Source organism: Helicobacter sp. MIT 05-5294 (genome assembly GCF_000765675.1).
Lineage (GTDB): Bacteria > Campylobacterota > Campylobacteria > Campylobacterales > Helicobacteraceae > Helicobacter_D.
In genome coordinates this window covers 57,980-84,048 of sequence record NZ_JRPA02000007.1, presented here as the reverse complement: position 1 = coordinate 84,048, position 26,069 = coordinate 57,980, and the positions used below count along the sequence as shown (strand labels likewise).

Genomic DNA, 26,069 nt, shown 5'->3' with positions numbered 1-26,069 from the left:
GCAAATTAAAGTTAAGAATACTTCACATTTTCTTCACATTTTGACAATATACTTGCGATTATTTTTTAAAAGGAGTCTTTAATGACGAAACAATTTCGCAATATTCACATTTATCTTAGTTTGTTTTTCTTGCCTTTGGCGTTAATGTATGCCTTAAGCGGGGTTTTGTATATTTGTGGAATCAATCAAGATTTTGGGGCAACGAAGCAAACCTATACTTTGGAGCAAGAGATAGAAAAGGGACAAGAAGCGCAAGCACTCGTGGAATATCTTAAAAGCAATCATCTAAGTATCCCAACAAACCTTGAACCAAAAGTCAATAGAAAAAGCGGGGCGTTAGAGGTTGGCAGTGTGCATTATGCAGCAAGTATCAAGCAGAATCCGGATTCTTCTTGGACGATTACTACGATTGAGCGTAGCTTGATTGGCGATATGATTATGTTGCATAAATCCAAAGCAAAATGGTATTTTGATGTTTTGGCGATTAGCTTTGGATTAACTTTAATTCTGCTTTATATTTCGGGATTGATGATTACTCTGTTTAATATTAAAAAGAATCGTAAAAGTCAAATTGTTACGATTCTAGTGGGTGTTGTGGTTAGCCTTGTGGTGGGTGCTTTAAGTGTGCTTTAGAGGCTTTGTTTTGGTTGGGCGGTGTAGAATAAGATTCTGCGATATAATGGAATCTTAAGATATTTTAGTTTATTATTTTTTAACTTTTTTTAAAAATCGGAGGTGCTGATATGGCATGTTTTGTTGAATCCATCGTTGTTGCAGGTGTTTTAAGCGTCGTTAAAAAAGGCGTTGCCAAAAAAGAAGAAGCTTGTGGAAGTGTGCAAAACACTGCTCACAAAATCTCTTGGAGTCGCAAACTAGGTTGGCTTGTTAATATGTTGTGGGGCGGTGCTTTTTTGCTTTGTATTGAGCATATATGGCATGGCGAGATTGTCGCTTATCCGCCGTTTTTGACCGCAATGAGTTCTCCAGAAGATACACAAGCAATGATTCACGAAATCCTAACGATTGGAAGTGCGCAAGTTGCGTTGATTGTCGCGATTTGGGCTATTATGGTAGTTTGCGCAGACAAAATGTATGCCAATCTCACTTCTAAAGCACAAATGGCTTAAAAGGGACCATAATGTGTTTGCTCATTACTTTGTTTGCAGCGGTAATTTCAAGCATTACTTGGTTTGTGAGTAATCCACAAAAGAATCTCCAACTAGGAACTTTAAGCCTTATGTATTGGGGTGCGGGGTTAATGTGGATTGTGGATTGTATCTTCGCATTAAGTGAGGGAGAGCCGTTTTTGGACCTTAGTGGCGATGATGCGGCACTTGGTGCGGTTGTCGTGCTTTGTGGCTTGATTGCTTGGTTTGTGCTTTTGCTATTTAAGAATCCTAAACGGCTTTTCGCACAAGCATAATTTAAGATTCTCCAAGATTCTTTCCTCTTTATTTTGCATTGTGAAATCTCGCCCTCGTGATTGCAAAGGGCGAGATGAGTGCGAGTAACTTCTTAATTTAAAGCTTTTTAAGTAACTTTCTTTTTTGAGAATCCGTAGTTTAAGTATGGTAAATTTTTGTATTGTGCCTGTAATTGCGCATTGGAGAATCTTTCTAGGCTTATTTTGGGTTGGATTTGTTGATAAATGTGCAAGGGCGATTTTGTGCTTTGGTGGCAGAATCCTTATAGGTCTGCAAATGGTGTTTGTAAGAGGTGAGGTAGAATCCGCTTTGTGGGAATCTTTCGCGATTCTTAAAATAATGGTTCAGCGGATTCTATGCTAAGTGCTGAATCTTAGCTATTGCGATGTTTGTAGTCTTGATAGGAAAATTCTTTAAACAATTCAAATTCTCCATTTTCGCGCAACATTCCAATGCAAGGTAGTGGAATCCCATTGAAAGTATTGTTTTTGACGATAGTATAATGCACCATATCTTCAAAAATCAAACGGTCGCCAATTTTTAGCGGTTCTTTGAAACTATAATCCCCAATAACATCTCCCGCAAGACAAGTAGGACCGCCCAAACGATAAGCATAGGGTTTATCGCCTTTAAGTTTAAGTTTGTTGTGCTTTTTGTGTGCCTTTGCTTTAAAACTATTGCGAATCATCGGGCGATAAGGCATTTCTAGGCAATCTGGCATATGCGCTGCGGCACTCACATCTAAGATTGCAATCTCAATGCCATTGCGCACAATATCTACGACACTACCAATGAGGAATCCGCATTGCCAACCCACCGCTTCGCCGGGCTCTAAATAAACTTCTGTTTGGAATCTCGCTTTGAAGTCGCAAATCAGCTTAATTAGCAAATCCACATCATAATCTTTGCGCGTAATATGATGTCCCCCGCCGAAGTTAATCCAACGCATTTGCGGGATATAATCCTTGAAATGAGCAATAAAATGCGTCAATGTGCGTTTAAGCGCATCGCTATTTTGTTCGCAATGTGTATGGAAATGCAATCCACTCACGCCCTCTAAGCCAAACTTTTTCACGCCTTTTTTAAATTCTTTTGGCGGAATTCCAAGTCTTGAACCCTCAACGCAAGGATTGTAGATTTCCGGGCTTACTTCGCTGTATTGTGGATTGACACGCAAACCTACTTCAATTTTTGCCCTTCCTTCGCGCACTCTAAGCTCATTTTGGGATTCTATGATTCCTTTGAAAGTCTGCCATTGCGTAAAGGAGTTAAAAATAATATGATCGGAGATTTGCACAAGCTCTTGCATTTCTTCTGATTTGTAAGAGGGGCTAAAGGTCGTGATTTCCTTGCCAAACTCCTCATAGCCTAAACGCGCTTCATAGATTCCACTCGCCGTGATTCCGCTTAAATATTCTTTTGCCAAGGGGAAGCTTCTCCAAAGTGCGTAGCCTTTGAGGGCTAGTAGGATTTTAGCCCCACTTTTTTGTTGCACAGATTGCAGAAGTTGCAAGTTTTGTTTGAATTTGGCTTCTTCTAGCACATAGCACGGGCTTGGAAGTGAGGCGAAATTCGCAGGATAATCACGGGTTAGGAATCTTGTTTTAGGCTGTTTTGTCTTTTGTTTTTCTGACATAATGATGGCTCCTTTTTGATAAATTCTAGCAAATCCTTGCTTGTATAGAGATTTGTTGGCAAGTTTGTAAGGCAAATTTTAAAAACTTCCAAAGCGGTTTTGGAATCCTGCAAAGCACGGTGAAGATTTTGATTATTAATGCCTAAAAATTCATTTAAAAATCCTAAAGAATAGCGAGGGGCTTGTAGGGTTTTTTGAGCGAGTTTTATCGTGCAAAGCCTTGTATTATAAAGGTATCCAAAGCCATAACGATAAAGAGAATGGCTTAAAAAGTTGTAATCAAAATTCACATTGTGTGCCACAAAAATAGAATCCCCTAAAAACAATTTAAAGGATTCTAAAACCTTTGGAATCTTGGGCGCATCAACAAGCATTGGCGCATTAATGCCTGTTATTTGGGTGATGTATTCGGGAATCTCTTCGCAAAAAATGAGTGATTCAAAAGAATCTATAATCTTGCCATTGCTAAATTTTACCGCGCCAATTTCAATGGGGGAGTGGATTTGAGGATTATGTCCATTGGTTTCAATATCTACGATACAAAAGGTTTCTGATTCTATGGGCGTGAGATTAGGGCGGTAATAGACTTTATCGTGTGCGAAATGTAATGGGATTCCGCTGCCTTTGATGATTTCAAGCTCACTTTCTGTGTCGCCAAACAAACCCGTAGCTTCGGAAAGCAGGGATAAAAATTCATTTTGGCTTAAGGGCTGTTTTTGCAATCTTGCGAGAAGTTTATCGTAATGCTTTGGCAATGTTGAATCCTCGCAATCCCAAATCTCTTATATCATTTTCGCAGTTTTACTGATAGAAAGCACCATTCCTACCATAATGCTTGTAGCTAAAATAGAGCTTCCGCCATAGCTTAAAAATGGAACAGCGATTCCTTTGATAGGAATCAATCCAGAGATTCCAAAGGCGTTAATAAGGAAAGAGAATCCCAAAATCACCGCAACTCCCGAACAAAAAAGATAATACATAATGTTTTCGCAACGATTGGCGATTTTTAGGATTCTAAAAATCAGTGCGACAAAAATCAAACTAATGCAAGATAAACCTATGAAGCCGACTTCTTCGGTGATTCCTGCTAAAATCACATCGGTATGCACTTCGCTTAAGAATCCTAGTTTAATCAAGCCATTGCCCAATCCTTCGCCTAGGATTCCTCCATTGGCAATGGCATTAAGGGAATGCTGAATCTGATAAGGTTCGGGCAAGTTTTCAACGCGCAAAGAGTTCGCAATGGATTGCGGGAAGATAGATAAAATCAAGTCTTGCGCTCCAGCCCACCAAGCCTTAATACGCATTATGCGGTGTGTGCTTGTAATAATGACAAGGATAAAAAGCACAAAAGCTCCACTTAAAAGATACAAAAAAAGCTTAAAAGATGAACCCGCAAAAATCATCATTAAGGCTAGAGTTGCTCCTAAAAGCACGATTTGTCCTAAGTCGTTTTGCAAAATAGCAATCAAATAAACCGCAACCAAAAAAACGCCAACATAAGGTAAAAAAGTAATAAACTCTTCTTTGAGTGTTTTTCGCTCTAAAAGGGAAAATTTACGCGCGAAGCTCCAAGCCAAAAAGGTTACGAATCCGATTTTAAAAAACTCCACAGGCGCGAGTGAGAAAAAGGGCAAACGAATCCAACGCTTAGCTCCACCAGCACTTGTTGCAAGGCTTTCGGGCAAGAAGTGCATAATAAACATTAAAAAGATTCCGCCAAAAAACAAAGTAAAGCCAAACCACAGAATAAAATTATCAGGATTGCAGCGCGAGATTCCCCACATTAGCAGAATCCCGAGCAATCCAGCGGTGAGTTGGCGCAAAACGAAATGAAACTCTCCATAATCATAATACAAAACCGCAAAAGAAGAAAGCGAATAAGAAAAAATAATGCTAATAGTAATCAAGGCTACACTAAGCACAAACAAAGGGCGATCAGCCATTGGAATCCTTTTTGACTTCTTGTGTGCTAAATAAATGGAACAAAACAATAAACAAGGAAAAATCCTCCAACCATAAGAATGCCAAACAAAACAAACGCCAATCCAAAGGCTTTGCCTCCGGATTCTAAAAATTTCTTCAAATCTACTTGAAGCCCTAAGGCACTCATCGCCATAACCAAAAAGAATCCCGATAAAAATCGGAAAAAACTAACCCATTCATCGGGAAATGCGAAGAAAGAATGCGTGAGGACAACTGCTAAAAACCAAAAGGCAAACCAAGGAATATGTAGTTTTTCGGATTCCTTTTTTTTGCGTAGAAAATAAGGAATCACGAGCAAAACAGGGACGAGCAACAAAACGCGAATCATTTTGACAATCAAGGCAATTTCTTGCGTTTCTTGTGAGATTGTCCCTCCCGCACCTACGACATTGGCTAGTTCGTGCAAGGTAAGTCCAATATAATATCCCTCCTGCGTGAGGCTAAGAGGAATCCAATCAAGCGAGTAAAGAATCGGATATAAAAACATTCCCAAAAGCCCAAAAACAACCACCGTTCCTACGGCGATGATTCCTTTATAAGGTTGGGATTTGAGTGAGGATTCTAATGCCAAAACCGCAGCCGCTCCACAAATCGCGCTACCACCGCTCACTAAAATCGCAATTTCTTTGTCTAACTTTAGAATCTTAACCCCCAAAAAATAGCCAACACTTAAGATGAAAACTACAACAAAGAGGCTTAGCAGGATTCCATTAAAGCCAACAAATGCGATACTTTGCAGGGTTACATTAAAGCCATAGAGAATAATTCCAGCCCTAAGAAGCTTTTTCGCGCTAAATACAACAGCTTTTTCGCATTTGTTTTGGGTTTTTCTAAAAATCGGGGAAGCGAGGATTCCAAACACGACGCCAATAATCAAAGGAGATAAAAAAAACTGCGTGAGCAAAGAAGCGAGAAAAAAGCTAAATAAGCTCACTAAAAGCACCAATGCAAAGCCATAAAACCATTCATTAAGAAAGGATTTTATCGGATTTTTTAACGATTGCTTCATTTCTCACCTTAAAGATTTGTTGGGTTTTGGTATCAAAATAAAACTGAAGTGTAGCAAATTCTCTTTGAAAAATTAAATAATTTTTACAAATTTTTATTCTCTAGCAAATGATTTTTTCAATCAAATCCGGTTTATTGGCACTCATAAAATGAAATTTTTGGTGCAATTTATAGAGTGTTTGGAAAAGCATTTTGTTTTTTTCTAAGCCCACTTGAGATTCCGTGCCTTTTAGACTTGCTTCTTGCATTTGTATAAGCCAATCTTGAGGGACGAAAACGCCGGGTAATTTGTGGTGCAAAAAAAGTGCGGTCTTATAAGAAAAAATCGGGAAAAATCCAAAGACTAAAACGCATTTTGTTTGGCATTGTGCGTTGATTTCTTCGCACCATTGCAACAACTCTTGCGCGATATTTGGGTCATAAATGGGTTGGGTGAAAATCGCTTGTGCGCCATTTTGGATTTTTTCTTGCATTTTGCGATAGAGATTTTCTTTTTTGTTGGCATAAGAATTTAAAACGCAAAAGGGATAAATGGGCTTGGAATCCCCGTGGATATTTTCGCTATTAATATCTTTTTGTTGGTTGAGTGCATTGATGATTCTAAGAAGCAAAAGACTATTTCCTTCAAAAACTCCTTTCGCTTGGGGTTGGTTGCCCAATCTTAAAGGATCGCCTGTGAGTGCTAGTATAAGGCGCAAATCCAAACTATTCATACCCAAAAGGTCGCTTTGTAGGGCGAGGGTGTTTTTGTCCCGCATAGAAATGGTTGTAATGCTTGGAATTTTGAAAGTATTTTGAATCTTAAGACTTGCAAGAATCGCGCTGTGCTTGAGTTTGCCCAATGGAGAATCTGTGCAGACAAATGCGTCTAGTTTAGCGATGAAATGTTCGCTTTTAAGATTGTCAAAAAGCGGTTGGAGATTGAAACTCGCAGGGGCGGAGAACTCGTAGGTGAAGCATTTTTCTTTGCCTAATAATTTTTCTATAAACGATTCTATTTGTGCACTTGAAAAAGAATCTTGCGTGTAAGATTTTGATGCTTTAAAAGAATTTTGCATAGAGATTCCTAACTTTAGATGATAAAATAGATTAAATATCAAGCGGAAATTTTAGCAAAAAATTATAAATACAAGTTGAATTTATAAAATTATTAATTTGAATTTTTAAGAATTATAGGCTTAAGATTTTTATCTGTTATTGACAATAACAAAAGGATTGTGCTAGGGCGTTATTGTGAGGATTGCAAGGGCAAAGTAGTGGAATTGTAGGCTAGTAAGCGAATGGTTGTTGAAGTTGTGGATTGCTGCGTCTTCGTTCGCAATGACGAAAATAGTAGAATTGCGGGCTGTTTAAATTATGGATTCCGCGAGTGAAATCCGCGCAAGAACGCATATTTCAAAAAATCTTTAGCAAATTTGCTTTAAAATTTTATAAAAGTTCTAAGAATATTTAACCATTTGGGAAAATTAGGAAAAATTGTGAAAAATTACATTTTGTTTGTCGTAATGTTAAGTGCTATGGTAACGATTTCTAGCCTTTATATTACGCAACCCATGCAGCCTCTTTTTATGGAGGAGTTTGGAATCTCTATCGCGCAAGTTACGCTTTTTACTTCTGTGGTTTTGTTTGCACTTGCTTTTGCGCCCATTGTGTATGGTTATTTGCTAGAAAAATTTGATACGCGCAAAGTCTTGTTTGTTTCTTTGGGCTTGATTGGAATCTTGCAATGTTGGCTGTGTTTCGCACAAGATTATCAGACCTTTTTATCTCTGCGTTTGTTTGAGGCTCTTGCGATTCCAGCGGCTCTAACTGCGACTTTAACGACTTTAACGCGCGTAAAGACGCAAAACATACAAAAATATGTCAGCGTTTATGTCGCTTCCACGGTTTTTGGTGGTGTGCTTTCGCGCGTTGGTGGTGGGTTTATCACTTCTATTTCTTCGTGGCAATTTACTTTTGGCGCATTAGGAATCACCACGCTAATCGTTGCGATTCTTTCCTATAAACTCCCGCAAAGCTCTCAAATGGCAAATGCTAAAATCACGCCAAAGATTGTTTTAGAATTGCTTAAAGACAAGCGGTATGCAATCCTCTATATGGGGGCTTTTTTGGTGTTGTTTTGCTTTCAAGGCGCATTGAATTTTATGCCTTTTGAAATCAAAGCCTTAAATCCCGATATAACCCCTGCGCAAATTGGATTCTTATATCTTGGTTATCTTATTGGCATTATCACCGCGCTTTTGGCAGGGCGCATTAAACGATTGCTTGGTGGGGATTTACGCGCAATTGTTTTTGGCTTTGTGATTTTTGGAATCGCGCCTTTGATTATGCTTTTAAGAAGCTTTTGGTGGCTATTTTTCGCGGTTTTTGTGATTTGTATCGGAATGTTTATCGTGCATTCGGTTTTATCAGCTGTTGTAAATTCTATCAGCGACAAAAAAGGAATCACAAATGGCTTGTATCTCGCGTTTTATTATACCGGAGGCACGATTGGGACGACTATGCCAAGCTTTATTTATCATCATTTTGGTTGGGAAGTGCTTTGTGTGTTTTTGAGCGGGATTTTGTTTTTGAGTGCATTGGTGTTTTATAAAATGCGTTTGATTTTTAAGGAGCGAGTATGAATCAAGAAAAAAATGCGTTAGGAGAATTTTTTGAATCTCTATTTAAAGAAATCGTGCCATTGGGGAATTTGCATATTTTAGAAAACGAACAAGCAAGTGAGATTATCGCGATTTTCTTAAGTCTTGATAGTCAAAGCTTTAATAGCTTTTGGCAAAGCTCCACACTTCAAAATCTCTGTGAAAAGTATTGTAAAACTCTAAGTTTTAAAGGAATCTTGCAAGTGCAATATACCTTGCTTTTAAGTATCCACAAAGCCTTTGTAAAGCAACCCAAAGCAACCCAAAGTCTTTTAGCAAAAGTGCTAGAAAATTTAAATGTATTAGAATCCAAAGAAATCGCAAAAGGTGCATTTGTGGAGCAAGTAAAAGCCCATTTAGAAGAAATTATAAAGCAAGAAATCCAAGAAGAAAGCGAGGATTCTAATCAAGAATCCAAACAAGATTCTACCTCTTGGGAGAATTTTTTACAAGGCGAGTTTTTACAAGACTTTTTAGGAAATAGCTTAAGGTTGTTGGAGCAAAAGCGCGAGGAGTTAGGCGGGATAAATTTGCAAGATTTGCCAAACTTCGCTTCAAGCTTAGAAGAGTTGGAATCTCTTTTGGAGAAGCTTAAAAACCAACATTTTTCTATCGGAGTTACAGGCGTGTTAAGCTCGGGCAAAAGCACACTTTTAAACGCGCTTTTGGGTCAAGAGATTTTAGGCAGTTCTACGATTCCAGAAACTGCGAGTTTGACGCTTTTAAAATACGCGAAGAATCCAAGTGCGTGTGTGAAGTTTTGGAATAAGGCAGAATGGGAGGATTTGCAATCCACAATCGGAGATTCCGCGCTTGATGAGTTGTTAGCGAATACAGAGTTTAAGGAGTTTTTGGAAAAATATGTGCGAGATTCCACACAAAGTCTTGAAATCAGCTTAGAAGAGTTGCCCAAATACACATCGGCAAACCATTCAAGCCGCTTGTGCAATCTCATCAAAGAAACGACGCTTTTTACGCCTTTGAAGTTTTTAGAAAACAAAGTGGAAATCGTAGATACGCCCGGGCTTGATGATCCTATCGTCCAAAGAGAGGAAATCACGAAAGGCTACATTTTGGGTTGTGATTTGCTAATCCACGCGATGAATGCCGCACAAAGCGCGACGCAAATTGATGTGGAGTTTATCTTGCAAACTCTGCAAAATGCCAATATTTCAAGAATCTTGATTTTGCTAACACACGCGGATCTGCTAGAACCCAAAGAGTTAGAATCCGCGCTAAACTACACTAAAGAAAGCATTAGGGCGCGTTTAAGTCAAAATATGTCCCAACAAAACGCGCAAATTTTGCTCCAAAGGCTAGATTTTATCGCACTTGCAAGTTATCCTGCGCTGCTCGTGCAAACCAATCCACAAAAAGCAAAAGAATTGGGCTTTAGTTTGGAATCCTCTAACTTTAATGCACTCCTTGCTTATTTGAATCAAACTTTATTAGGAAGCAATAGCACCAAAGCAAAAGACTTGGTTTATCTAAGTGCGCAAGGTTTTTCACGCGTTTTTGAAAGCATTAAATCCGCGTGTATTTTAGAAAAAAGTTTGCTTTTTGCTAAAGAAAGTGAGATTCAAAATCTAATCCAAGAAGCCAAAATAGAACAAGAACAAAGCTTAAAAACTCTGCAGCAAACCAAAGAATCCCTAGAAAATGCAACCACACAACTACAAGATTATTTGATTACTTTGCAAAAAGAGTTGAATCAAAAACTAGAAGTTTCGAAAAGCGTCTTAAATGAGAGAATTTTCGCGGATATTGTCTATGATTATGATAAGGGCAAAACGCCGAGTAATGAGCGGTTGCAGAATATTTTAGATTTGGGATTAAAGGATGCTTTGAGTGATGTTTTGCGCTTTTGCACACAGAGTTTGGACAAGAAAATCACCCAACTCCAAAGCCAATTTGAAAGCGCGATGCAATCTTGCGAGAAAGATTCCAATCTTCTAGGAAATTTTCATTTGCATTTTGATGAAAGTTTCTTGAAAAAGACTTCATTAAAGCTTTTTTGGCGTATTGCCAAATCCGCGCAAAAATATGGCAAAAATCAAAAAAACGAGCTTCAAGTCGCTTTGAATGCGGATTTTGAAGTAGGATTTGTAGAGTTTTTTGAACTCATCATCAAGCAAAGCAAAGCACTAGAATCCAAACTGATAGAAAATTTCCAAAGCAACCTTGAAGCGTTAGAAGCGAGTTTAAAGGCGGATTTGGATAATAAAGCGAAGATTTTGGAAAATGCCTTGCAAAACTCCAAGCAAAGCACACAAGAAAAAACTCAAAAAGAAGAACTTTTAGCACAAGCCCAAGGCGCGATAGAAGAATCTTTGCAATGTTTTAAAGCCTTGCAAGTTTATGCGACGCAAAGCGCGATACAAGGAGATGAAAATGCTTAAACAATATATTCAAGAATGCGAACACTTACAAGCAAAAATCGCGCAAAAATCTCCAACACAAAAGCTGATTTTAGAATGTCTCAATCATCTTAATCCCAACGATTATTCGTTAAGCTTTTTTGAAAATTTGGAACAAAAAGAAAATGAGCCAATGCAAATCGCAGTGATTGGGCAATTTTCAAGTGGTAAAAGCACCTTTTTAAACGCGCTTTTGGGGCAAGATATTTTACCAACAGGCATTACGCCTATTACTTCAAAGGTTTGCAAAATCTGCTATGGAGAGGATTATATTTTAGAGATTCTTTATAAAGACGGGCGCAAGGTTCTGCAAAATGTGGATTTCTTGCATAAGCTCTCACGCGAAAACTCCCAAAACATTCATCATTTTTGCCTTTATGCGCCGATTTTGTCGCTAAAAGAAATTAATTTCCTAGATACGCCGGGCTTTAACTCCCAAAATTCCGATGATACGCATACGACGATGAAAATCCTAGAAGATGTAGATGGGATTATTTGGCTGACTTTGATTGATAATGCGGGAAAAAATAGCGAAAAAGCATTACTTAAGGAATTTATCACGCATTTTGCCCAAAAAAGCCTTTGTGTGCTGAATCAAAAGGATAGATTAAAAGACGAAAAAGAAGTGCAAACGAGTTTAGAATATGCAAAAGTCGCCTTTGAAGGGATTTTTTCTGCGGTGATTCCAATTTCTGCAAAACTCGCATTAAATGCGCGATTAAACACCCCACAAAAACTCCTTGAAACAAAGCTTTTAGAGTTTGCACAAGGGATTCAAGGCTTAGCACTTCAAGCTTCTGATGAGGCAAAGGAATCTCAAAATACACAAGAGACTTTAGAATCCCTAAATTTAGCTTATCAAGCTACGCAAGATAAAATCAAAGATGCGTTGGAATCCCTAAATTCTCAAAATTCCGCTAAGCTGATGCAGGATTCTAATATGCCTTTGATTTTTGATTTTCTAAACCAAACCATTAAGCCTAAGGCGAGTTTTGCAAAATCTTATAGCACACTTAAAAAGTTGCGCGAAATGCACATTTTGTTGCATTTGCAATACCATAAGATTAACCGATGTTATTGGAATCTCCAAAAGGTTTTGGAAGAGAATCTTAAAAAATACATTACAAATTGCGCTATTTCACAAGAAAAAGAACAAAAAAGATTCAATGATTTGTATATTGGATTGGATTTGTGGTTGGATACTTTGGCGCAGAGAATCTTTAATGCTTTGGAGAAAAACGCGTTACATTTCACTCAAACGCAAAAGCGTCTTTTGGGAAGCAAATCGGTTGCAATCGCCAAAGAAGTCGTGGTTTTGCCCTTAGAGAAAATCCGCATAGAGTTGCAAAACCAAGATACGCAGTTGGTGAAAAATTACAAGGCATTAAGTGTGCAAATTAAGAACTTCTTGGATTTGTTTGTCCAATCTATCGCGCAAAACACAGAATCTCTAAAGTCAGAATTGGCGCATTGGCAACACGAAGCACCCAAGAGGATTGAACTCTATCTTGTCGCACCACAAAGTGAGGCTTTAAGCGCAATGCACGAGTTTGCGCAGAATTGTTATGAGAATCTGCTTGATGATTTTAATAAAAATGCTTTGGTGGCAACTTCTTATTTGCGCAGTGAATTAAATGTGCTAAGCAATTTCCTCTCACTAAACTACAATAATGCGATTGATTTGACGCTTAAATCTTTGGATTTGAAGATTAAAAACGCGATTGCTAAGCATAGCGAAAATCAAGAAGAATTTGCTTTGTTTAATCCGACTTTGGGAAATGTGCGTGAGAGTTTGAATGAGTCGTTTTGCTTTGAACAATTCCAAGCAAGGCTTTTTGGTCCGATGAATTGTCTCAAAAAAACTTACGCGCAGTTTTTAAATCAAAACGAACAAACCACGCAAGAAAAAATCCAGCTTATTGCGCAAGTTTCCTTTGAACTTAAGCAAGAAATGGCTAAAATTACAAAGAATCTTGAAGCGATTAAACACGAATTAAAGCGCATTAATGCTTCAGAATTAAAAAGTGGAATCGGAATTGCTTAGTGTGTTTTGAAAGCCTAAAAAAGGCGTAAATTAGGAAAGATTTAAGGAAGGTTTATGAAAGTAGAGCTCCTAGAGCCATACATTCAAATCAGCATTGAAAAAGAATCGCAATTTCTAAAACGCGCGGTGGATTTTGCTTATAAGCATTTTTCCAAAGCCTATCGTCTCTCAAGCTCGGTGCTTATTCTTGATGATGGGGAGCGTTATAAAAAGGACTACTTTTTGAATTGGGCATACCATGTCGCAATGCAAGAGGAAGCCAAAGAAAGCAGTGAGGATTTTCAAACCATTATTGATAGTAGCTATCTTCCGATTCGTATTAAGATGATTGAACACCGCGCAATGCTAGAGCATATCATCGTTTCTTTGCAAATTATTCAAAGTTCGTTTGATAATTCTCAAGTTTGTTTGAAACTCAATCGTCCTAGCCGTTTGGCAAGACGCTATTTAACTTCTTTGTTTCAAGATTTTGTGCTAAGCTTCACAAAGCAAGAAGTTTTTTTGGATTCTAGTAGCCCTTACTTTTGGGAAAAGCTCATTGGCGCACTTTCGGTGAAAGTCATTCATAATATCGTGCTAGATTTTGATTATGAAACATTCAAAACACACAATACCTTTGAATGCTTTGATGAGTATTTAACCAAAGAAGAAAAAATCTTAAAAAAGAGTTATAAGATTCTTGGTTGTGGTTATAATGATGATTTTGAATGCGTGAAGAATCGCTACATAGAACTTGCTAAAATCTATCACCCTGATAATGTCTATGGGCAGGATAAAAAAATCATTGATGGCTATGCGGAGAAATTCCGCTTAATCAACGAAGCGTATGAAAATATAAAGTCTAATTTCAAACGCGTGGCATAAGGAGTGCAAATGTCTAATACAACACAAAACCAAACTGATTCCAATCTTGATAGTTTTTCTGCCACGATTCCCGAAGATATTTTTGATACCTTTGAAGAGTTTAAAGAAGAACCCAAAGCAGAATCCCAAACAACACCAAAATCCGAGCAAAGTAAGCCGATTGAATATTCTTTAGGAGATATTGAAGAATCTAGTAGCAAAGGTCGTTTTTTGGCTTATTTGTTTTTACTAATCGTGCTTGTCGCCTTGATTTTTGGAGGCGGATATTATTTTTTAACACAGCCTAGCGGGGAAGCGTTGCTAAACAAAGTGCAGAATCTTTTGGGATTCCAAACAAAGCCAACTCAAGCACCTATCATAGAATCGCAGGGGGACTTTACAACCCAAGCAGTGCAAACCGCAAAAGATGAGGAGATTGCGCGGCTTCAAGAGGCACTTTATCAAAAAGAAAAAGAACTCGCCTCTCTCGCACAATCCGTAGATGGCTTAAGCCTCTCTGTCAAAGAAATGCAAAATGCGCGTAGTGTGGAATCTAGCACGACTACAAGATTGCGTTATACGATTAAACCTAAAAAGCAAATCATCACGGAATGCTTTTCTATGAATATTGGGTCGTGGGAGATTCCGCAAAGCTGCTTACTTTCTATCGCGACAAAAGTAGATAAAGAGCTACAAGCAGACAAACGCGTGGTCGCCTTTGAAGTGCAAGGAATCGTAGATACGAATCCTTATCGTGGATTATCTCCAGAGCTTAAACAAGAAGGGTTGGCAAGTTTCCGTGCTTGGAATGCGATTCGTGCGATTAATGATAAACTTCCTAATGCGGTTGTTTTTGAGGGTCCAAGCTTACAGCTAGAAAACAAACGCGGTTATAGTATCAAAGCTTATTTTGTGGAATAAAATGAGCTGCAATCCCTCCATTCACACTTTGGGCGTTTTTTTGCGCCCCTCCACACCGGAACTAAAAGCCTATTTCTTAGAATTTCAAAGTCTCGCTTTGGATTTGGGATTCCGTGTTATTTTGGATTCCTTAAGTGCGGGAATGATTGGTATGCGCGGATTGAATTTCAATGAATTATGCGAACAATGCGATGCGCTCATTTCTATTGGTGGAGATGGCACATTAATTTCTACTGCGCGAAGGTCTTTCGCATTCGGTAAGCCTATTTTAGGGATTAATATGGGGCATTTAGGATTTCTTACAGATTTGCAAAGAGATGAAGTCGCTTCCTTTCTGCCCCATTTAAAAAGCGGAGATTATCGTATTGCAAACCATATTATGCTAGAGGGCAAAATACAAGATGAGACAAATTCTAGTGCGAGTTTTTTTGCGTTGAATGATATTATTTTGACGCGTCTTGATGAAACCTCCATGATTTATCTCAAAGCCTACATTGATGGGGAATACTTTAACGCATATTATGGTGATGGATTGATTGTTGCAACTCCCACAGGTTCTACCGCGTATAACATTAGCGCGGGGGGTGCGGTGGTTTATCCTTTTTCTCACAATCTTCTTTTGACGCCTATTTGTGCGCACTCTCTGACACAGCGTCCGCTGATTTTACCAAGTAGTTTTGAAGTGCAAGTGGAGCTTGGCGAAGAGGGTCGTTGTAATGTGATTATTGATGGGCAAGAAAGTAAGCCTTTAAAATTCGGTCAAAAAATCTCTATTCGTGTGCCTAGCAATGGCGTTAAATTGATTCATAATGCGCATTGGGATTATTTTAAGATTCTCAAAGAAAAATTCCATTGGGGAGATTTTGAATGATGCAAAAATTGCTGATTCGTCAAATTGCTATCAAAAATTCTCCTGCTTTCCTAGAGACGCGTTTTGTCCCAAGTGAGCATTTCAATGTCTTTAGTGGGGCGAGTGGCGCAGGAAAATCTGTGCTAATGGAATCCATTTTAGCACTTTTTGGTTTGCGTGAGTGCAATGCGCAAGTATTAGAGGCGACTTTGGAGCTACAAGGAATCTCGCCAGAGTTTGAAGGGTTAGTAGAAGAGGGAGAAGTGATTTTAACGCTCACCAAAAAAGATAAGATTCGCTTTTTTTTAAATGCGCAAAATATCCCCAAAAAGCGCATTCAAGAAATCTTCGCCCCTTTTTTAAAACACCTAAGCACCAAGTCTGAAGTTATTAGCGAAGAGAGTTTGTTTGTAGTTTTTGATAGCTTTTGCGCTTTTAGGGATTCCAAATATCCTTCGCTTCTCCAAAGCTATAAAGAATCTTTTGTGCAATTTCAAAATTCAAAAATTGCATTAAAAAAGCTACAAGATGAAGCGCTAAAGGTCGCAGAACTTAAAGAATTTGTGCGTTTTGAAATTGGCAAGATAGAATCCCTAAATCCCAAAAAAGACGAATACGAGCAACTTTTGGCTTTTAAAAAAGAAATTTCCAAAAAAGAAAAAATCAGCGAGAGTTTGCAAGAAGTGCAGGGGTTTTTGAATCAAAGCCATTGTGTTGCACATTTTTTGAATCTCATTGGCAAGGAAAATGATTTTATCACCAATGCCTTAAATGAATTAGAAGAATTGTGTGCACAAGAAAACGAGAGGTTAGGGGAGCTAGAAAATGCAAATGTAGAAGAAGTTTTGAATCGCATTGAAGCATTAAGTGCGCTAAAGAACAGATATGGCGGCATAGAAGAGGCGTTGGAGTATTTGGAATCCAAGAAAAAAGAATTAGAAAAATACGAAAACTTGGATTCTCTGCTAAAAGATTCCAAAGTGCAGTTTCAAGCCACCAAAGAATCTTTAGAAAAAAACGCAAATGCGTTGGCTAGGGCGAGAGAAAAGCATTTGGCAAGTTTTAGCGAGACTTTAAGTTTGGCTTTAAATTCTCTTAAAATGCCTAAGGCTAAAGTGGTGTTTTCTCCAATCCAAGAAGTGGAATCTTGGACGATTTGTGGCAAAGAATCTTTGGAGATTTCTCTAAATACAGGACTAAAAAACCTAAGTGCTGGGGAGTTTAACCGATTCCGTCTTGCACTTTTGCTTACCCAAAGTGTGCAAGAAAAAAATCAAGCCATTATCATCTTAGATGAGGTAGATGCGAATTTAAGCGGAGAAGAATCGCAAGGCGTCGCAGAAGCTCTTAAAAAGCTATCAAGCCATTATCAAGTGTTTGCAATCTCGCACCAATCCCATATGCCAAGTCTCGCAGATACGCATTTTTTGGTGCAAAAAGGTGTGCAAGGTTCACAGGTAATTCCGCTTGATGAGGAGGGCAGGATTCGCGAAATTGCCCGAATGATTAGCGGCAATGAAATCACCAAAGAGGCATTGGAGTTTGCCACAAAACGCGTCAAGGGAAAATAAATGCGCTTTTTTCTAAAACTCATCACAGCAAGATAAGAGTATGAATCTCTCTACTTTACGAAAATTTGCCAATTTCTTAAGCCAAACTCCCCCTTTGAAATTGCGCTCCATTTACAGAATCGCGGATAATTTGTTTAAGCTTGACATTAATGGCGATTTGTTTTTTATGGATTTAAGCAAGGGCAAAAGCACGATTTTTACTACTCATGAAAATCTCATCGCTTCAAAAAACTATCAAGCCCCTTTTGATACAAGTTTGCAAAAATATTGCTTTAACGCCCTCATCTTGAAAGCAAAAACCGATGGCAATAATCGCATTTTGCAACTTTTTTTACAAACCCAAAATAGCTATAAAACCTCGCAAATCATCTTACAAGCCGAATTTACAGGACGCAATACGAATCTGATTTTGCTAGATTCTAACCAAATCGTGCTAGATGCGTTGCGCCATATTACCAAAGAGCAATCATTCCGCGAAGTGAGAATCGCAAAGCCTCTTTTGGCATTGCCACAGCCCACACAAACGCCTATTTTAAAGGACGAGGGAGAGTTATGGAACGCGCTTGAAGAGAATTTCAAAAAGCAAAAGACAAAAGAGCTTCAAGCAAGGATTACAAAATCTAGTGCGCAAATTATGCAAAAAATCACCCAACTCCAAAAGCATTTAGAATCTTTAGAAGACAAAGAAGCATTGGAGAGTAATGCCCAAAAAGAAGCGCATTTTGGGCAGTTGATTTTGCAAAATCTCTATCTTTATCCAAATTTTAAAGGCAGGGAGATTGTGCTAGAGAATGAAAAAATCACATTTCCTCCTAAAACTTATTGCTTAAGCCATTGTGCGCAAATTTTCTTTGAAAACTCCAAAAAACTCTCCAAAAAGGCGAAAAATATTCATCTACAATCGCAGAATCTTAAAGAAAAAATTGTATTCTATGAAAATTTGCTTAAAATGATACAAAATGTAACGAATTTGAGTGATTTGCAGATTCTAGATTCTAATGCGCAAAAAAATTCCAATGCCAAAGAATCCAAAGCGCAATTAAAGCAGTTTGAAAGTTTTTTTATTCATGGCATTAAAGTTTCTATTGGCAAGAATGAAAAAGAAAATATCGCATTGCTAAAAGCGGCAAAAGCAGAGGATATTTGGCTGCATATTCGCGGGATTCCAAGTTCGCATTGCATAATCCATTGCGGAAAGGCTAAAATTTCTGATATAATCCTACAAAAAGCCGCGCAAATTTTGATAGGTTTTACAAAAGATATTGGCGAAAACTATGCAATAGATTTCACAAAGCGAAAATTTGTCAAAATCACTTCAGGCGCGAATGTCGTTTATGCCAAAGAGCAGACGATTGGGCTTAAAAAGGATTAGCCATGGCAGTCTCACCTATTGGAAATATCACTCATATCCACCAAAATGCGCAAGTAGGGTCTGTGCAACACGCAAATTCACAAGTGAAGTTGGATTTTCAGGCAATGGTGAATCTGCAAGAAATGCAAGATAAGCAAGATGAAATCAAAGAAGTGCGCCCGACAGAAGAAACACTAGAAACTAGCGATGAGCGTGAGGGCGATGGCAAAGAACCCAAAGAAGAAAAAGAGAGAAAAAAGGAAAAGGATTCTGAAGAATCGCAGGAATCAGATTCCATACAAACTAAGGAAGATGGCACGATTGCGCATTTAAATATTTCTGTGTAGGATTCCTTTTAAAGCGAAATTTATAGGGAGATTGGTTTGCATAGGTAAATCTTGCGTCCCAAAACATTTATCAAAGGAGGAAAATGCGAGATAAAATCCGTTTTGTTTCCAAAGCGCGTAGTCGTAGAATCCTAAATATCGCGATTCCCTCTGGATTAAATTCGCTTTTGGATATTATTAATCTTTCAATTGATTTGTTGATGATTGGCACACTTGGAGCAAGTGCGATTGTTGCGGTTGGAGTGAGTTTAAACTTCATTATGCTCATCTATGCTTTCACGACGATTATTTTTGTCGGCAATAGTGCTTTGGTTTCAAGATTTTTAGGGGCAAATGACAAAAAAGCCGCAAATGAAGTGATTGTGAGTTTGAGCTTCGCCGCTTTTTGTCTCTCGCTTCCCCTGACTTTATTGGCGTTTTTTAGCTTTGATTTGTTTTTCGCATGGATTGGAATCGACGCACACGCGCATAAAATCGGAAGCGAATATTTAGAAGTTTTGCTTTTTAGTTTGCCTTTGTTGTTGCTCAAGCAAGTGAGCATTTCTTCTTTTTCGGCAGCAGGGGCGACGAAGTTACCTTTTTATATTAAAATTTTCATTACAATGTTGAATCCCATTGTGAAATATGTGTTGATTTTTGGATTCTTTTTTATCCCGTCTTTGGGTGTGCTTGGAGCGGCATTTGGAAGCTTAGTCATCGGATTTTTTGAGACTTCGGCTTTATTTGTTTGTCTGTTGTTTTATCAAAACAGCCCCATTTCGCTTAGAGGCAGAATCAATTTAGATTATATCAAACGCGCCTTTGTTATTGGGATTCCTAGCGGTTGTGAGCGTCTTTTTACCTTGTTTGCAATCATTGTAATGACGAAGTTTGTGGCGCTTTATGGGACTTATGATTTGGCAGGTTATCAGATTGCGACAAGGATTGAGGGGTTTGCCTTTATGCCCGGATTTGGCTTTATGATTGCCGCAATGGCATTAATGGGGCAGAATCTCGGAGCTAAAAAGCCATTAGAAGCAAAATATTCTACCTTAAATACTTTGCTACTTGGTGGAATCTTTATGGGGATTGTTGGGTTTTTTATGAGTGTTTTTGCGCCCTTTTGGTCGGGATTCTTTAGTGAGGATTTGGCGACAATCCGCGCAAGTATCAACTATCTAATTCCTATTGGAATCTCACAGATTGCCTTTGCATTTATTTGTATTCTTGATGGCGCATTGCGCGGGGCGGGGATTACGAAAATCACCCTTGTAATTAATGCCATAATGATTTGGGGATTCCGCGTGTTGCCTTGTTATGTGATTGCCACAATGGGTTATCCCGCAATTTATATTTATATTTGCATTAGCTTAGAAACTTTTGTGCGTGGCTTTGTGTATTGGAAAATCTTTCAAAGTGGTATTTGGAAAAGCCAAAAAGTCTAAAATAATGCAAAAAATAATTCTAAATTGGAAAAAATATAAAGCAAATTGATTCCAAGACAGAGCAAAAGTGCGACGAAGAATAGAATCTTTTTTTCAAACGATGTGAGTTTGTCTCCACTTTTACTTACCGAAAAGGCAGTGATTGCTAAAATTACGATTGACACGAAACCTAAAATCCCAAGAACCATTGCAAAATTTCCAACTGAATTCAAGCATTACTCCAAAATATTTATAAAATTAACAAGGTTAAAACCCAACCTAGAAACCTTACGCATAATTTTTTATTATACATTATTATTGTGGAATTTTTGATGATTTTTGTAAAATTTTAGTGTGTTTTAACGAGCCTTAGTGTAGAATCTAAGCATTTAATTTTAATTTTGGGATTCTGTTATGATTGATTTAAAACTTCTCATTCACAACTTTGATGAAGTGATGGAAAAGCTATCTAAACGCAGTATTGACGCGGTTTTTTTAAATACTTTAAGAGAGAGTAGCTTAAATTTCAAGCAAAAAAAGTCTGCTTTAGAAGAATTACAAGCGGCGCAAAATGCAAAGACAAAGTCGTTTGCTAAAATCAAGCAAGAAGGGGGCGATATTGAGGCTCTTAAAGCCGAATGTGATTTGCTTAAGGCGCAGATTGCACTTTATGCCAAAGAAGTAGAATTGTGGGAAGGCAAACTTCAAGAACTCTCGCATAATATCCCTAATATTCCGGATTCTAAAACGCCTTTTGGCAAAGATGAAAGCGAAAATGTGGAGATTAAAAAGGTCGGAGAACCTACTTTGTTTGACTTTAAGCCTAAAGAACATTGGGAATTAGCCGAGCAAAATGGTTGGATTGACTTTGAGCGCGGCGTAAAACTCGCAAAAAGTCGCTTTAGCGTATTTATGGGAATGGGTGCGAAGCTAGAGCGTGCATTGATTAGTTATATGCTTGATTTTAATACCAAAAGAGGCTTTAGCGAGGTTGGCACTCCAGCAATCGCCAATGCACAAACGCTTTTTGGCACAGGACAACTGCCGAAGTTTGAAAATGATTTGTTTAAAATATCAGAATTTGAAGAAGAGGAATCTTGCGATAAAAACGCCAAAAAAGGACACGAACTCTATTTGATACCCACAGCGGAAGTAACGCTTACGAATCTCTATCGCGATGAGATTTTAGATGAAGAGGATTTGCCTTTAATGCTAACCGCCTATACGCCCTGCTTTAGAAAAGAAGCAGGAAGTGCAGGGCGCGATACGCGTGGGATTATCCGCCAACACCAATTTGACAAGGTGGAATTAGTCGCTTTAACCACGCCAGAAGAAAGCGATACAATGCAAGAGCGTATGATTGCGTGTGCTTCGGAGCTTTTAACTTCGCTTGGATTGCCTCATCGTTTGGTTCAGCTTTGCGGTGGAGATTTGGGGTTTAGTGCAAGTAATACGGTGGATATTGAAGTATGGTTACCCGGACAAAATTGCTATCGTGAGATTAGCTCCATCTCTAATACGCGTGATTTCCAAGCAAGACGCGCGAAGATTCGTTATAAAGATTCCAACAAAAAGAATTGCTTAGTGCATACTCTAAATGGTTCTAGTTTGGCTGTTGGGCGCACATTAGTAGCGATTATGGAAAACTATCAACAAAAAGATGGAAGCATTAAGATTCCTTTAGTTTTAGAATCTTATTTGAGGTAATAAAATGCCAGAAAACCAAGAAAACAACCAAGTCATTCAGCTAGACGCTAATTTTAGTGTTTTAGATGACATTCTAAAAAAAGAACCACAAGAATCTAAGCCACAAGGCAAGTTTGAAAAACTTTTAGAGTTTTTTAATCAACACAAAAAGCTAAGTGTTGTTTTGGCGATTCTGTTTGGATTCTTAATTCTTGGATTTATTTTCTTGATTGGTTGGATTCTAACCCACGATGTGAAACCACCACAAACACAAACCAACGCCTTGCCTCCTATGGAATTTGTCATTAACAAAGGGGCAGACATTATCACAGACGCGGAAAATTTAGAAGCATTGATAAAAAAAGCAAACTTCCTCTATACAAGTGGCAATAAACAAGCAGCATTGGATTTGTATGGCAAGATTTCTAACTATTCTGAAGGGCTTTCTAACTATAATTTAGGTGTCGCGCAAATGGAAGAAAAATCCTACGCAGAGGCTTTGGAGTCTTTCCAAAAAGCGATTGATTTGGGAGAAGATCGAGTGATTAGTGCGTTAAATGCTGCGATTTGTTCGTTGTATCTGCAAGAACCTTTGAAATACCAATATTACTTGCAACTTGCGCAAACTTATCTGCCAAGAACGGGGAATCTACCGATTTATTCTCATCTTTATGCTTTGACAAACTTCTATTTGGGTAATTATTTGGAGGCTTTTTCTTCTTTGACACATAGCTCTTCTGATTATTTTCAAGAGGAGACAAATCAGCTTCTTGCGGCAATGTATGTGTATTTTAACAACAACTACAAAGCCATTGAATCTTTGAGCAAAAATTCCACTGATCCTAAGACTTGGTTTAACCTTGCTTTGCTTTATGCGCGTATTGGGGATTATAACGAGGCAAATAAGCTTTTAATGCAAAGCATAGATACTTTTGGTAGCACTTTAGAATCCGACATCGCCCTTATGCTTATCAAGCTCCAACTAGCAGAATATAGCCAAGCTGCGCGTCTTGCCAATAAATATTCCCAAAATCAAGAAGCGTTAGAGCGGAATCCTTATCCGATTAAAATTGCGCTTCGGGACGATTTTTTTGATATTAATGTGGCACAGAGGCGTTTTTGGGATAATTTCACAGGACAGAAGATTAATGCCTACAAACTTTTGTTTTATTTTGCCTCTTATAAAGTCTTTGACGCCAAAGAAGCCTTTAGTGTGATTCAAGAGGGTGGCATTAATATTCGCATTGAAAATCTACAAGAAGCAAAAGAAATTCTTGTGCGCGGGCAGACGATTTCAAGAATGAATCGCAACATCGCAAACGCGATTTTAGAAACACTTAATGGCAATATTAGAAACGCGAATGCCCTATTAACAGAAGTCGTTAATGCTTATCCCAACCATTCTATTTTGCATTATAATTTGGGATTAAATTATGCTCAAATGGGTGATTTTGACGCGTCTTATCGGCATTTTTTGCGTTCTTTTCACCTCAATCCAAAAGATTTATATGCGGGAATCTTTGCTTTAATCACTGCTAAGCTTACTTACCGCGATACAGGGAGATTGGAGAGTGAGATTGGCAAGGAGATTGTGAATTTTCAAGGAAATGAGCAAGAACAAGAGTTTATTCAGGCTTTGTTGAATTTCACGCGTGATGGGATTCCAACTCCTTTGCAATCTTTGGAGGGGAAAGAAGGCAATGTCGCAATTTATTATGCCCTAGACTTCGCGCAAGGAGTGCAGATGGATAACCAAACCTTGCTTGTCAAATCCGCAAATGGATTGAAGAATCTCTATCCTAATGATCCTATTAGCAACCTCTTAGTGCTTCTTGCACTGAATTTTCAAGATGAGCCAAAATCTCTTGCGCTGAAATTGCAAAACTATTACCAAGACCCTAAAATCAACAAAGACCCGATTTATTATGGAGCGTCTGTGGTGCGTGAGATGTATATTGAAATCGCCCATATTATCGGGACTTTGCACTATATCCAGCAAGATTTAGATACGCGGCTTATCACCGAGCAAAAGGACGCGCGAGGCGTGATTCAAGCATTGGCATTAACTTATTTGTATTTGCAAGAATTTGAAAAATCTTTCACGCTTTATAATAGCTTGATTGATGATTTTCAAGAGCAAGATACGCAAACACTCTTTTTGGGTGCAGTAGCGGCAATTGGTGCGGGGCATATTGAAAATGCTGCGACGCTTTTGCAGCTTTCCAAACTAGAAGCACCGACAAATTACGAAACAAGAATCGCCAATGGAATCTTATTTTTGCAAGAAAAGAACTTTAACGCCGCCGCTTCACAATTCACGACGATTGCCGAATCCAAATTGCGTTCTAAATATTTTGATTTTAAGATTAATACCCAGCAAATTTTGCAGAATCCTTAAGTATTTTTGTATCGCGGGTAAAAATTCACATTCATTTTAGAAATCTTGTATAAAATACCAACTTTATTTTTAAGGAGATATTTTGGCGCAAAAGATTCTGCATAGGATTCCATTAAGAGGTTTTATTGTTTTCTTAATGGGTTGGATATTTTTGGGGTGTGCTGCGAATCTACCAAAAGAGGCAGAAATCACGCAAGACTTGCCACAGACTTTTCAAAATACTCCCTTAATTAGCATTAAAAGCGAATCCCAAACTGAAACCAAACTTGACCCCACAGAGCAAATCAAAGCCCTGTTTGAAGATTCTACTTTGAACGAGCTTTTTGATATTGCATTAAATCAAAATTTGGATTTGCAAATTATGAATACAAGGATTCTACAAGCCAAAGCGCAACTTAAAAGTGCTTGGGGTGCGCTTTTTCCAAGTGTAGATGGGAATCTAAACGCCAATGAATCGCATACACGCACTAACACAACGCCAATGCAAAAAACCCAAAGCTACACTTCAAGCGTGGGTGCGACGCTTTCGTGGGAGATTGATTTATTTGGTAGATTGCAACACAGCAAAAATGCCAGAGAATCGCTTTATGAAAAATCCTTGCAAGATTTAGAAAATGCGAAAATCACGCTTTTAGGGGAGATTGCCACGACTTATTTAAGTCTTTTGGAGATTACACAAAACATTCTTTTAACGCAAGAAAATGTCGTGCATTACCAAAATGCTTTAGAGCTTACACGCTTCAAAGTAGAAAATGGTTTGCTAGATAGCACGGAGCTTTTTGAAAAGCAAGATATGCTAACCAATGAGCAAAACACCCTAGAATCCCTAAAAAGCCTTTTAGAAGAGAACAAAAACGCGCTTTTGGTTTTGTTGGATACTTTAGAGATTCCTTTTGAAATAGAATCGCAAGTTACTCCCAATATTGCCAAAGAATTGCATTTGGATTCTATGCCTGCAGATGTTTTACTCTCGCGCCCTGATATTAAAGCCGCACTTTTTAGCTTGTATGCTCAAGCCTATACCAAAGCCAACGCAAAGGCAAGTTTGTTTCCGATTCTCTCCATTAGCGCGAATCTCAATGATATTTTGGATTCTAACGCACAAGCAAGTGGCAATCTCGCGTGGCAGTTTGCAAGTTCTCTTAGTGCACCAATTCTCAATCGCACACAACTCACACAAAATTATTTTTTGCAAGACGCAATTTTACAAGAATCCTATCTGACGCTTCAAAAGTCGCTTAAAACCGCTTTAAGCGAGATTGAAAATACAAGTTTCAATGTCAAAAGCACGGATTTGCAACTCCAAAACAGCCAACAAAGAACGGATAATGCGCAAGAATATTTTGAATTTTCTGCTAGTCGCCATTTGGTTGGATTGATTGATGATTTAGAACACGCGCTTAATTCCGCGTCTTTGAATAACTCCAAAAAATCGCTTAATACCGCCAAAACAGAGAATCTAAAATCTTTTATTTTACTTTATAAGGCTTTTGGGGGAGATTTGAATCTCACATTGGCGCAAGATACATCTAAACCATAAGG

Annotated in this window: 22 protein-coding genes; 17 read left to right on the top strand and 5 right to left on the bottom strand. The window is 38.3% G+C overall.

Annotation, left to right across the window (positions count from 1 at the left end; genetic code table 11):
* The first annotated feature begins 81 nt into the window (after positions 1–81).
* The 4 genes from LS69_RS05100 to LS69_RS05085 all read left to right on the top strand — a co-directional run bounded on the left by LS69_RS05100 (position 82) and on the right by LS69_RS05085 (position 1,787).
* On the top strand, positions 82–633 hold the full coding sequence (locus LS69_RS05100) for a hypothetical protein (protein WP_138122796.1): 552 nt from the start codon (positions 82–84) through the stop codon (positions 631–633).
* 110 nt (positions 634–743) lie between these two features.
* Positions 744–1,127 carry a hypothetical protein gene (locus LS69_RS05095; protein ID WP_138122794.1) on the top strand — a complete coding sequence of 128 codons (384 nt, stop codon included), beginning with the start codon at positions 744–746 and terminating at the stop codon, positions 1,125–1,127.
* An 11-nt stretch (positions 1,128–1,138) separates the two neighbouring features.
* Entirely contained in the window at positions 1,139–1,423 is a 285-nt protein-coding gene (locus tag LS69_RS05090; protein ID WP_138122792.1) for a hypothetical protein, read from the top strand.
* Between the two features lie 124 nt (positions 1,424–1,547).
* Positions 1,548–1,787 carry a hypothetical protein gene (locus LS69_RS05085; RefSeq protein WP_138122790.1) on the top strand — a complete coding sequence of 80 codons (240 nt, stop codon included), beginning with the start codon at positions 1,548–1,550 and terminating at the stop codon, positions 1,785–1,787.
* Positions 1,788–1,797: 10 nt separating this feature from the next.
* Here LS69_RS05085 and nspC read toward each other — a convergent pair whose 3' ends face one another.
* From nspC to LS69_RS05060, 5 genes are all read right to left on the bottom strand, one after another.
* Positions 1,798–3,060 (bottom strand): carboxynorspermidine decarboxylase, encoded by a 1,263-nt coding sequence (nspC, locus tag LS69_RS05080; protein ID WP_138122788.1) that lies wholly within the window; start codon positions 3,058–3,060, stop codon positions 1,798–1,800.
* The gene (locus tag LS69_RS05075; protein ID WP_138122786.1) at positions 3,015–3,815 is read right to left on the bottom strand and encodes a 3'-5' exonuclease; all 801 of its coding nucleotides are present in this window, start codon (positions 3,813–3,815) and stop codon (positions 3,015–3,017) included. The genes nspC and LS69_RS05075 overlap by 46 nt, the downstream gene beginning before the upstream one ends.
* A 27-nt stretch (positions 3,816–3,842) precedes the next feature.
* On the bottom strand, positions 3,843–5,006 hold the full coding sequence (locus tag LS69_RS05070; protein WP_138122784.1) for an FtsW/RodA/SpoVE family cell cycle protein: 1,164 nt from the start codon (positions 5,004–5,006) through the stop codon (positions 3,843–3,845).
* A gap of 26 nt (positions 5,007–5,032) precedes the next feature.
* On the bottom strand, positions 5,033–6,055 hold the full coding sequence (locus LS69_RS05065; protein ID WP_138122782.1) for a YeiH family protein: 1,023 nt from the start codon (positions 6,053–6,055) through the stop codon (positions 5,033–5,035).
* A 100-nt stretch (positions 6,056–6,155) separates the two neighbouring features.
* Positions 6,156–7,112, bottom strand: coding sequence for a methylenetetrahydrofolate reductase (locus LS69_RS05060; RefSeq protein WP_138122780.1), 957 nt, complete (start codon positions 7,110–7,112; stop codon positions 6,156–6,158).
* Between the two features lie 420 nt (positions 7,113–7,532).
* Here LS69_RS05060 and LS69_RS05055 point away from each other — a divergent pair, with 420 nt between their 5' ends.
* From LS69_RS05055 to LS69_RS04990, 13 genes are all read left to right on the top strand, one after another.
* Positions 7,533–8,678 (top strand): MFS transporter, encoded by a 1,146-nt coding sequence (locus LS69_RS05055; protein ID WP_238699159.1) that lies wholly within the window; start codon positions 7,533–7,535, stop codon positions 8,676–8,678.
* A complete protein-coding gene (locus tag LS69_RS05050; RefSeq protein WP_138122778.1) occupies positions 8,675–11,095 on the top strand; it encodes a dynamin family protein in 2,421 nt (806 codons plus the stop codon). Before LS69_RS05055 ends, LS69_RS05050 begins: the two co-directional genes overlap by 4 nt.
* Positions 11,088–13,157 (top strand): dynamin family protein, encoded by a 2,070-nt coding sequence (locus tag LS69_RS05045; protein ID WP_138122776.1) that lies wholly within the window; start codon positions 11,088–11,090, stop codon positions 13,155–13,157. The genes LS69_RS05050 and LS69_RS05045 overlap by 8 nt, the downstream gene beginning before the upstream one ends.
* A gap of 54 nt (positions 13,158–13,211) precedes the next feature.
* Complete coding sequence (locus LS69_RS05040; protein WP_138122773.1) at positions 13,212–14,021, top strand: J domain-containing protein; 810 nt, start codon at positions 13,212–13,214, stop codon at positions 14,019–14,021.
* A gap of 9 nt (positions 14,022–14,030) precedes the next feature.
* Positions 14,031–14,921 carry a hypothetical protein gene (locus LS69_RS05035; RefSeq protein ID WP_238699158.1) on the top strand — a complete coding sequence of 297 codons (891 nt, stop codon included), beginning with the start codon at positions 14,031–14,033 and terminating at the stop codon, positions 14,919–14,921.
* Between the two features lies 1 nt (position 14,922).
* Positions 14,923–15,792, top strand: coding sequence for an NAD(+)/NADH kinase (locus LS69_RS05030; RefSeq protein WP_138122771.1), 870 nt, complete (start codon positions 14,923–14,925; stop codon positions 15,790–15,792).
* Positions 15,789–17,342, top strand: a complete 1,554-nt coding sequence (locus LS69_RS05025) for a DNA repair protein (RefSeq protein WP_238699156.1) — start codon at positions 15,789–15,791, stop codon at positions 17,340–17,342. Before LS69_RS05030 ends, LS69_RS05025 begins: the two co-directional genes overlap by 4 nt.
* A 40-nt stretch (positions 17,343–17,382) precedes the next feature.
* The gene (locus tag LS69_RS05020; RefSeq protein WP_138122769.1) at positions 17,383–18,714 is read left to right on the top strand and encodes an NFACT family protein; all 1,332 of its coding nucleotides are present in this window, start codon (positions 17,383–17,385) and stop codon (positions 18,712–18,714) included.
* Positions 18,715–18,716: 2 nt separating this feature from the next.
* Positions 18,717–19,040, top strand: a complete 324-nt coding sequence (locus LS69_RS05015) for a hypothetical protein (protein ID WP_138122767.1) — start codon at positions 18,717–18,719, stop codon at positions 19,038–19,040.
* 83 nt (positions 19,041–19,123) lie between these two features.
* Complete coding sequence (locus LS69_RS05010; RefSeq protein ID WP_138122765.1) at positions 19,124–20,464, top strand: MATE family efflux transporter; 1,341 nt, start codon at positions 19,124–19,126, stop codon at positions 20,462–20,464.
* A 393-nt stretch (positions 20,465–20,857) separates the two neighbouring features.
* Complete coding sequence (serS, locus tag LS69_RS05000) at positions 20,858–22,150, top strand: serine--tRNA ligase (RefSeq protein WP_138122761.1); 1,293 nt, start codon at positions 20,858–20,860, stop codon at positions 22,148–22,150.
* Positions 22,151–22,154: 4 nt separating this feature from the next.
* Entirely contained in the window at positions 22,155–24,527 is a 2,373-nt protein-coding gene (locus LS69_RS04995; RefSeq protein WP_138122759.1) for a hypothetical protein, read from the top strand.
* A gap of 82 nt (positions 24,528–24,609) precedes the next feature.
* Positions 24,610–26,067: a TolC family protein gene (locus tag LS69_RS04990; RefSeq protein ID WP_238699155.1), complete on the top strand. Its 1,458-nt coding sequence runs from the start codon at positions 24,610–24,612 to the stop codon at positions 26,065–26,067.
* The last annotated feature ends 2 nt before the right edge of the window (positions 26,068–26,069 follow it).

What these genes read in the sequence shown, in the direction of transcription:
- LS69_RS05100 (WP_138122796.1), top strand. Translation starts at nt 82, where the DNA reads ATGACGAAACAATTTCGCAATATTCACATTTATCTTAGTTTGTTTTTC.
- LS69_RS05095 (WP_138122794.1), top strand. Translation starts at nt 744, where the DNA reads ATGGCATGTTTTGTTGAATCCATCGTTGTTGCAGGTGTTTTAAGCGTC.
- LS69_RS05090 (WP_138122792.1), top strand. Translation starts at nt 1,139, where the DNA reads ATGTGTTTGCTCATTACTTTGTTTGCAGCGGTAATTTCAAGCATTACT.
- nspC (WP_138122788.1), bottom strand. Translation starts at nt 3,060, where the DNA reads ATGTCAGAAAAACAAAAGACAAAACAGCCTAAAACAAGATTCCTAACC.
- LS69_RS05070 (WP_138122784.1), bottom strand. Translation starts at nt 5,006, where the DNA reads ATGGCTGATCGCCCTTTGTTTGTGCTTAGTGTAGCCTTGATTACTATT.
- LS69_RS05065 (WP_138122782.1), bottom strand. Translation starts at nt 6,055, where the DNA reads ATGAAGCAATCGTTAAAAAATCCGATAAAATCCTTTCTTAATGAATGG.
- LS69_RS05060 (WP_138122780.1), bottom strand. Translation starts at nt 7,112, where the DNA reads ATGCAAAATTCTTTTAAAGCATCAAAATCTTACACGCAAGATTCTTTT.
- LS69_RS05050 (WP_138122778.1), top strand. Translation starts at nt 8,675, where the DNA reads ATGAATCAAGAAAAAAATGCGTTAGGAGAATTTTTTGAATCTCTATTT.
- LS69_RS05045 (WP_138122776.1), top strand. Translation starts at nt 11,088, where the DNA reads ATGCTTAAACAATATATTCAAGAATGCGAACACTTACAAGCAAAAATC.
- LS69_RS05040 (WP_138122773.1), top strand. Translation starts at nt 13,212, where the DNA reads ATGAAAGTAGAGCTCCTAGAGCCATACATTCAAATCAGCATTGAAAAA.
- LS69_RS05035 (WP_238699158.1), top strand. Translation starts at nt 14,031, where the DNA reads ATGTCTAATACAACACAAAACCAAACTGATTCCAATCTTGATAGTTTT.
- LS69_RS05030 (WP_138122771.1), top strand. Translation starts at nt 14,923, where the DNA reads ATGAGCTGCAATCCCTCCATTCACACTTTGGGCGTTTTTTTGCGCCCC.
- LS69_RS05025 (WP_238699156.1), top strand. Translation starts at nt 15,789, where the DNA reads ATGATGCAAAAATTGCTGATTCGTCAAATTGCTATCAAAAATTCTCCT.
- LS69_RS05020 (WP_138122769.1), top strand. Translation starts at nt 17,383, where the DNA reads ATGAATCTCTCTACTTTACGAAAATTTGCCAATTTCTTAAGCCAAACT.
- LS69_RS05015 (WP_138122767.1), top strand. Translation starts at nt 18,717, where the DNA reads ATGGCAGTCTCACCTATTGGAAATATCACTCATATCCACCAAAATGCG.
- LS69_RS05010 (WP_138122765.1), top strand. Translation starts at nt 19,124, where the DNA reads ATGCGAGATAAAATCCGTTTTGTTTCCAAAGCGCGTAGTCGTAGAATC.
- serS (WP_138122761.1), top strand. Translation starts at nt 20,858, where the DNA reads ATGATTGATTTAAAACTTCTCATTCACAACTTTGATGAAGTGATGGAA.
- LS69_RS04995 (WP_138122759.1), top strand. Translation starts at nt 22,155, where the DNA reads ATGCCAGAAAACCAAGAAAACAACCAAGTCATTCAGCTAGACGCTAAT.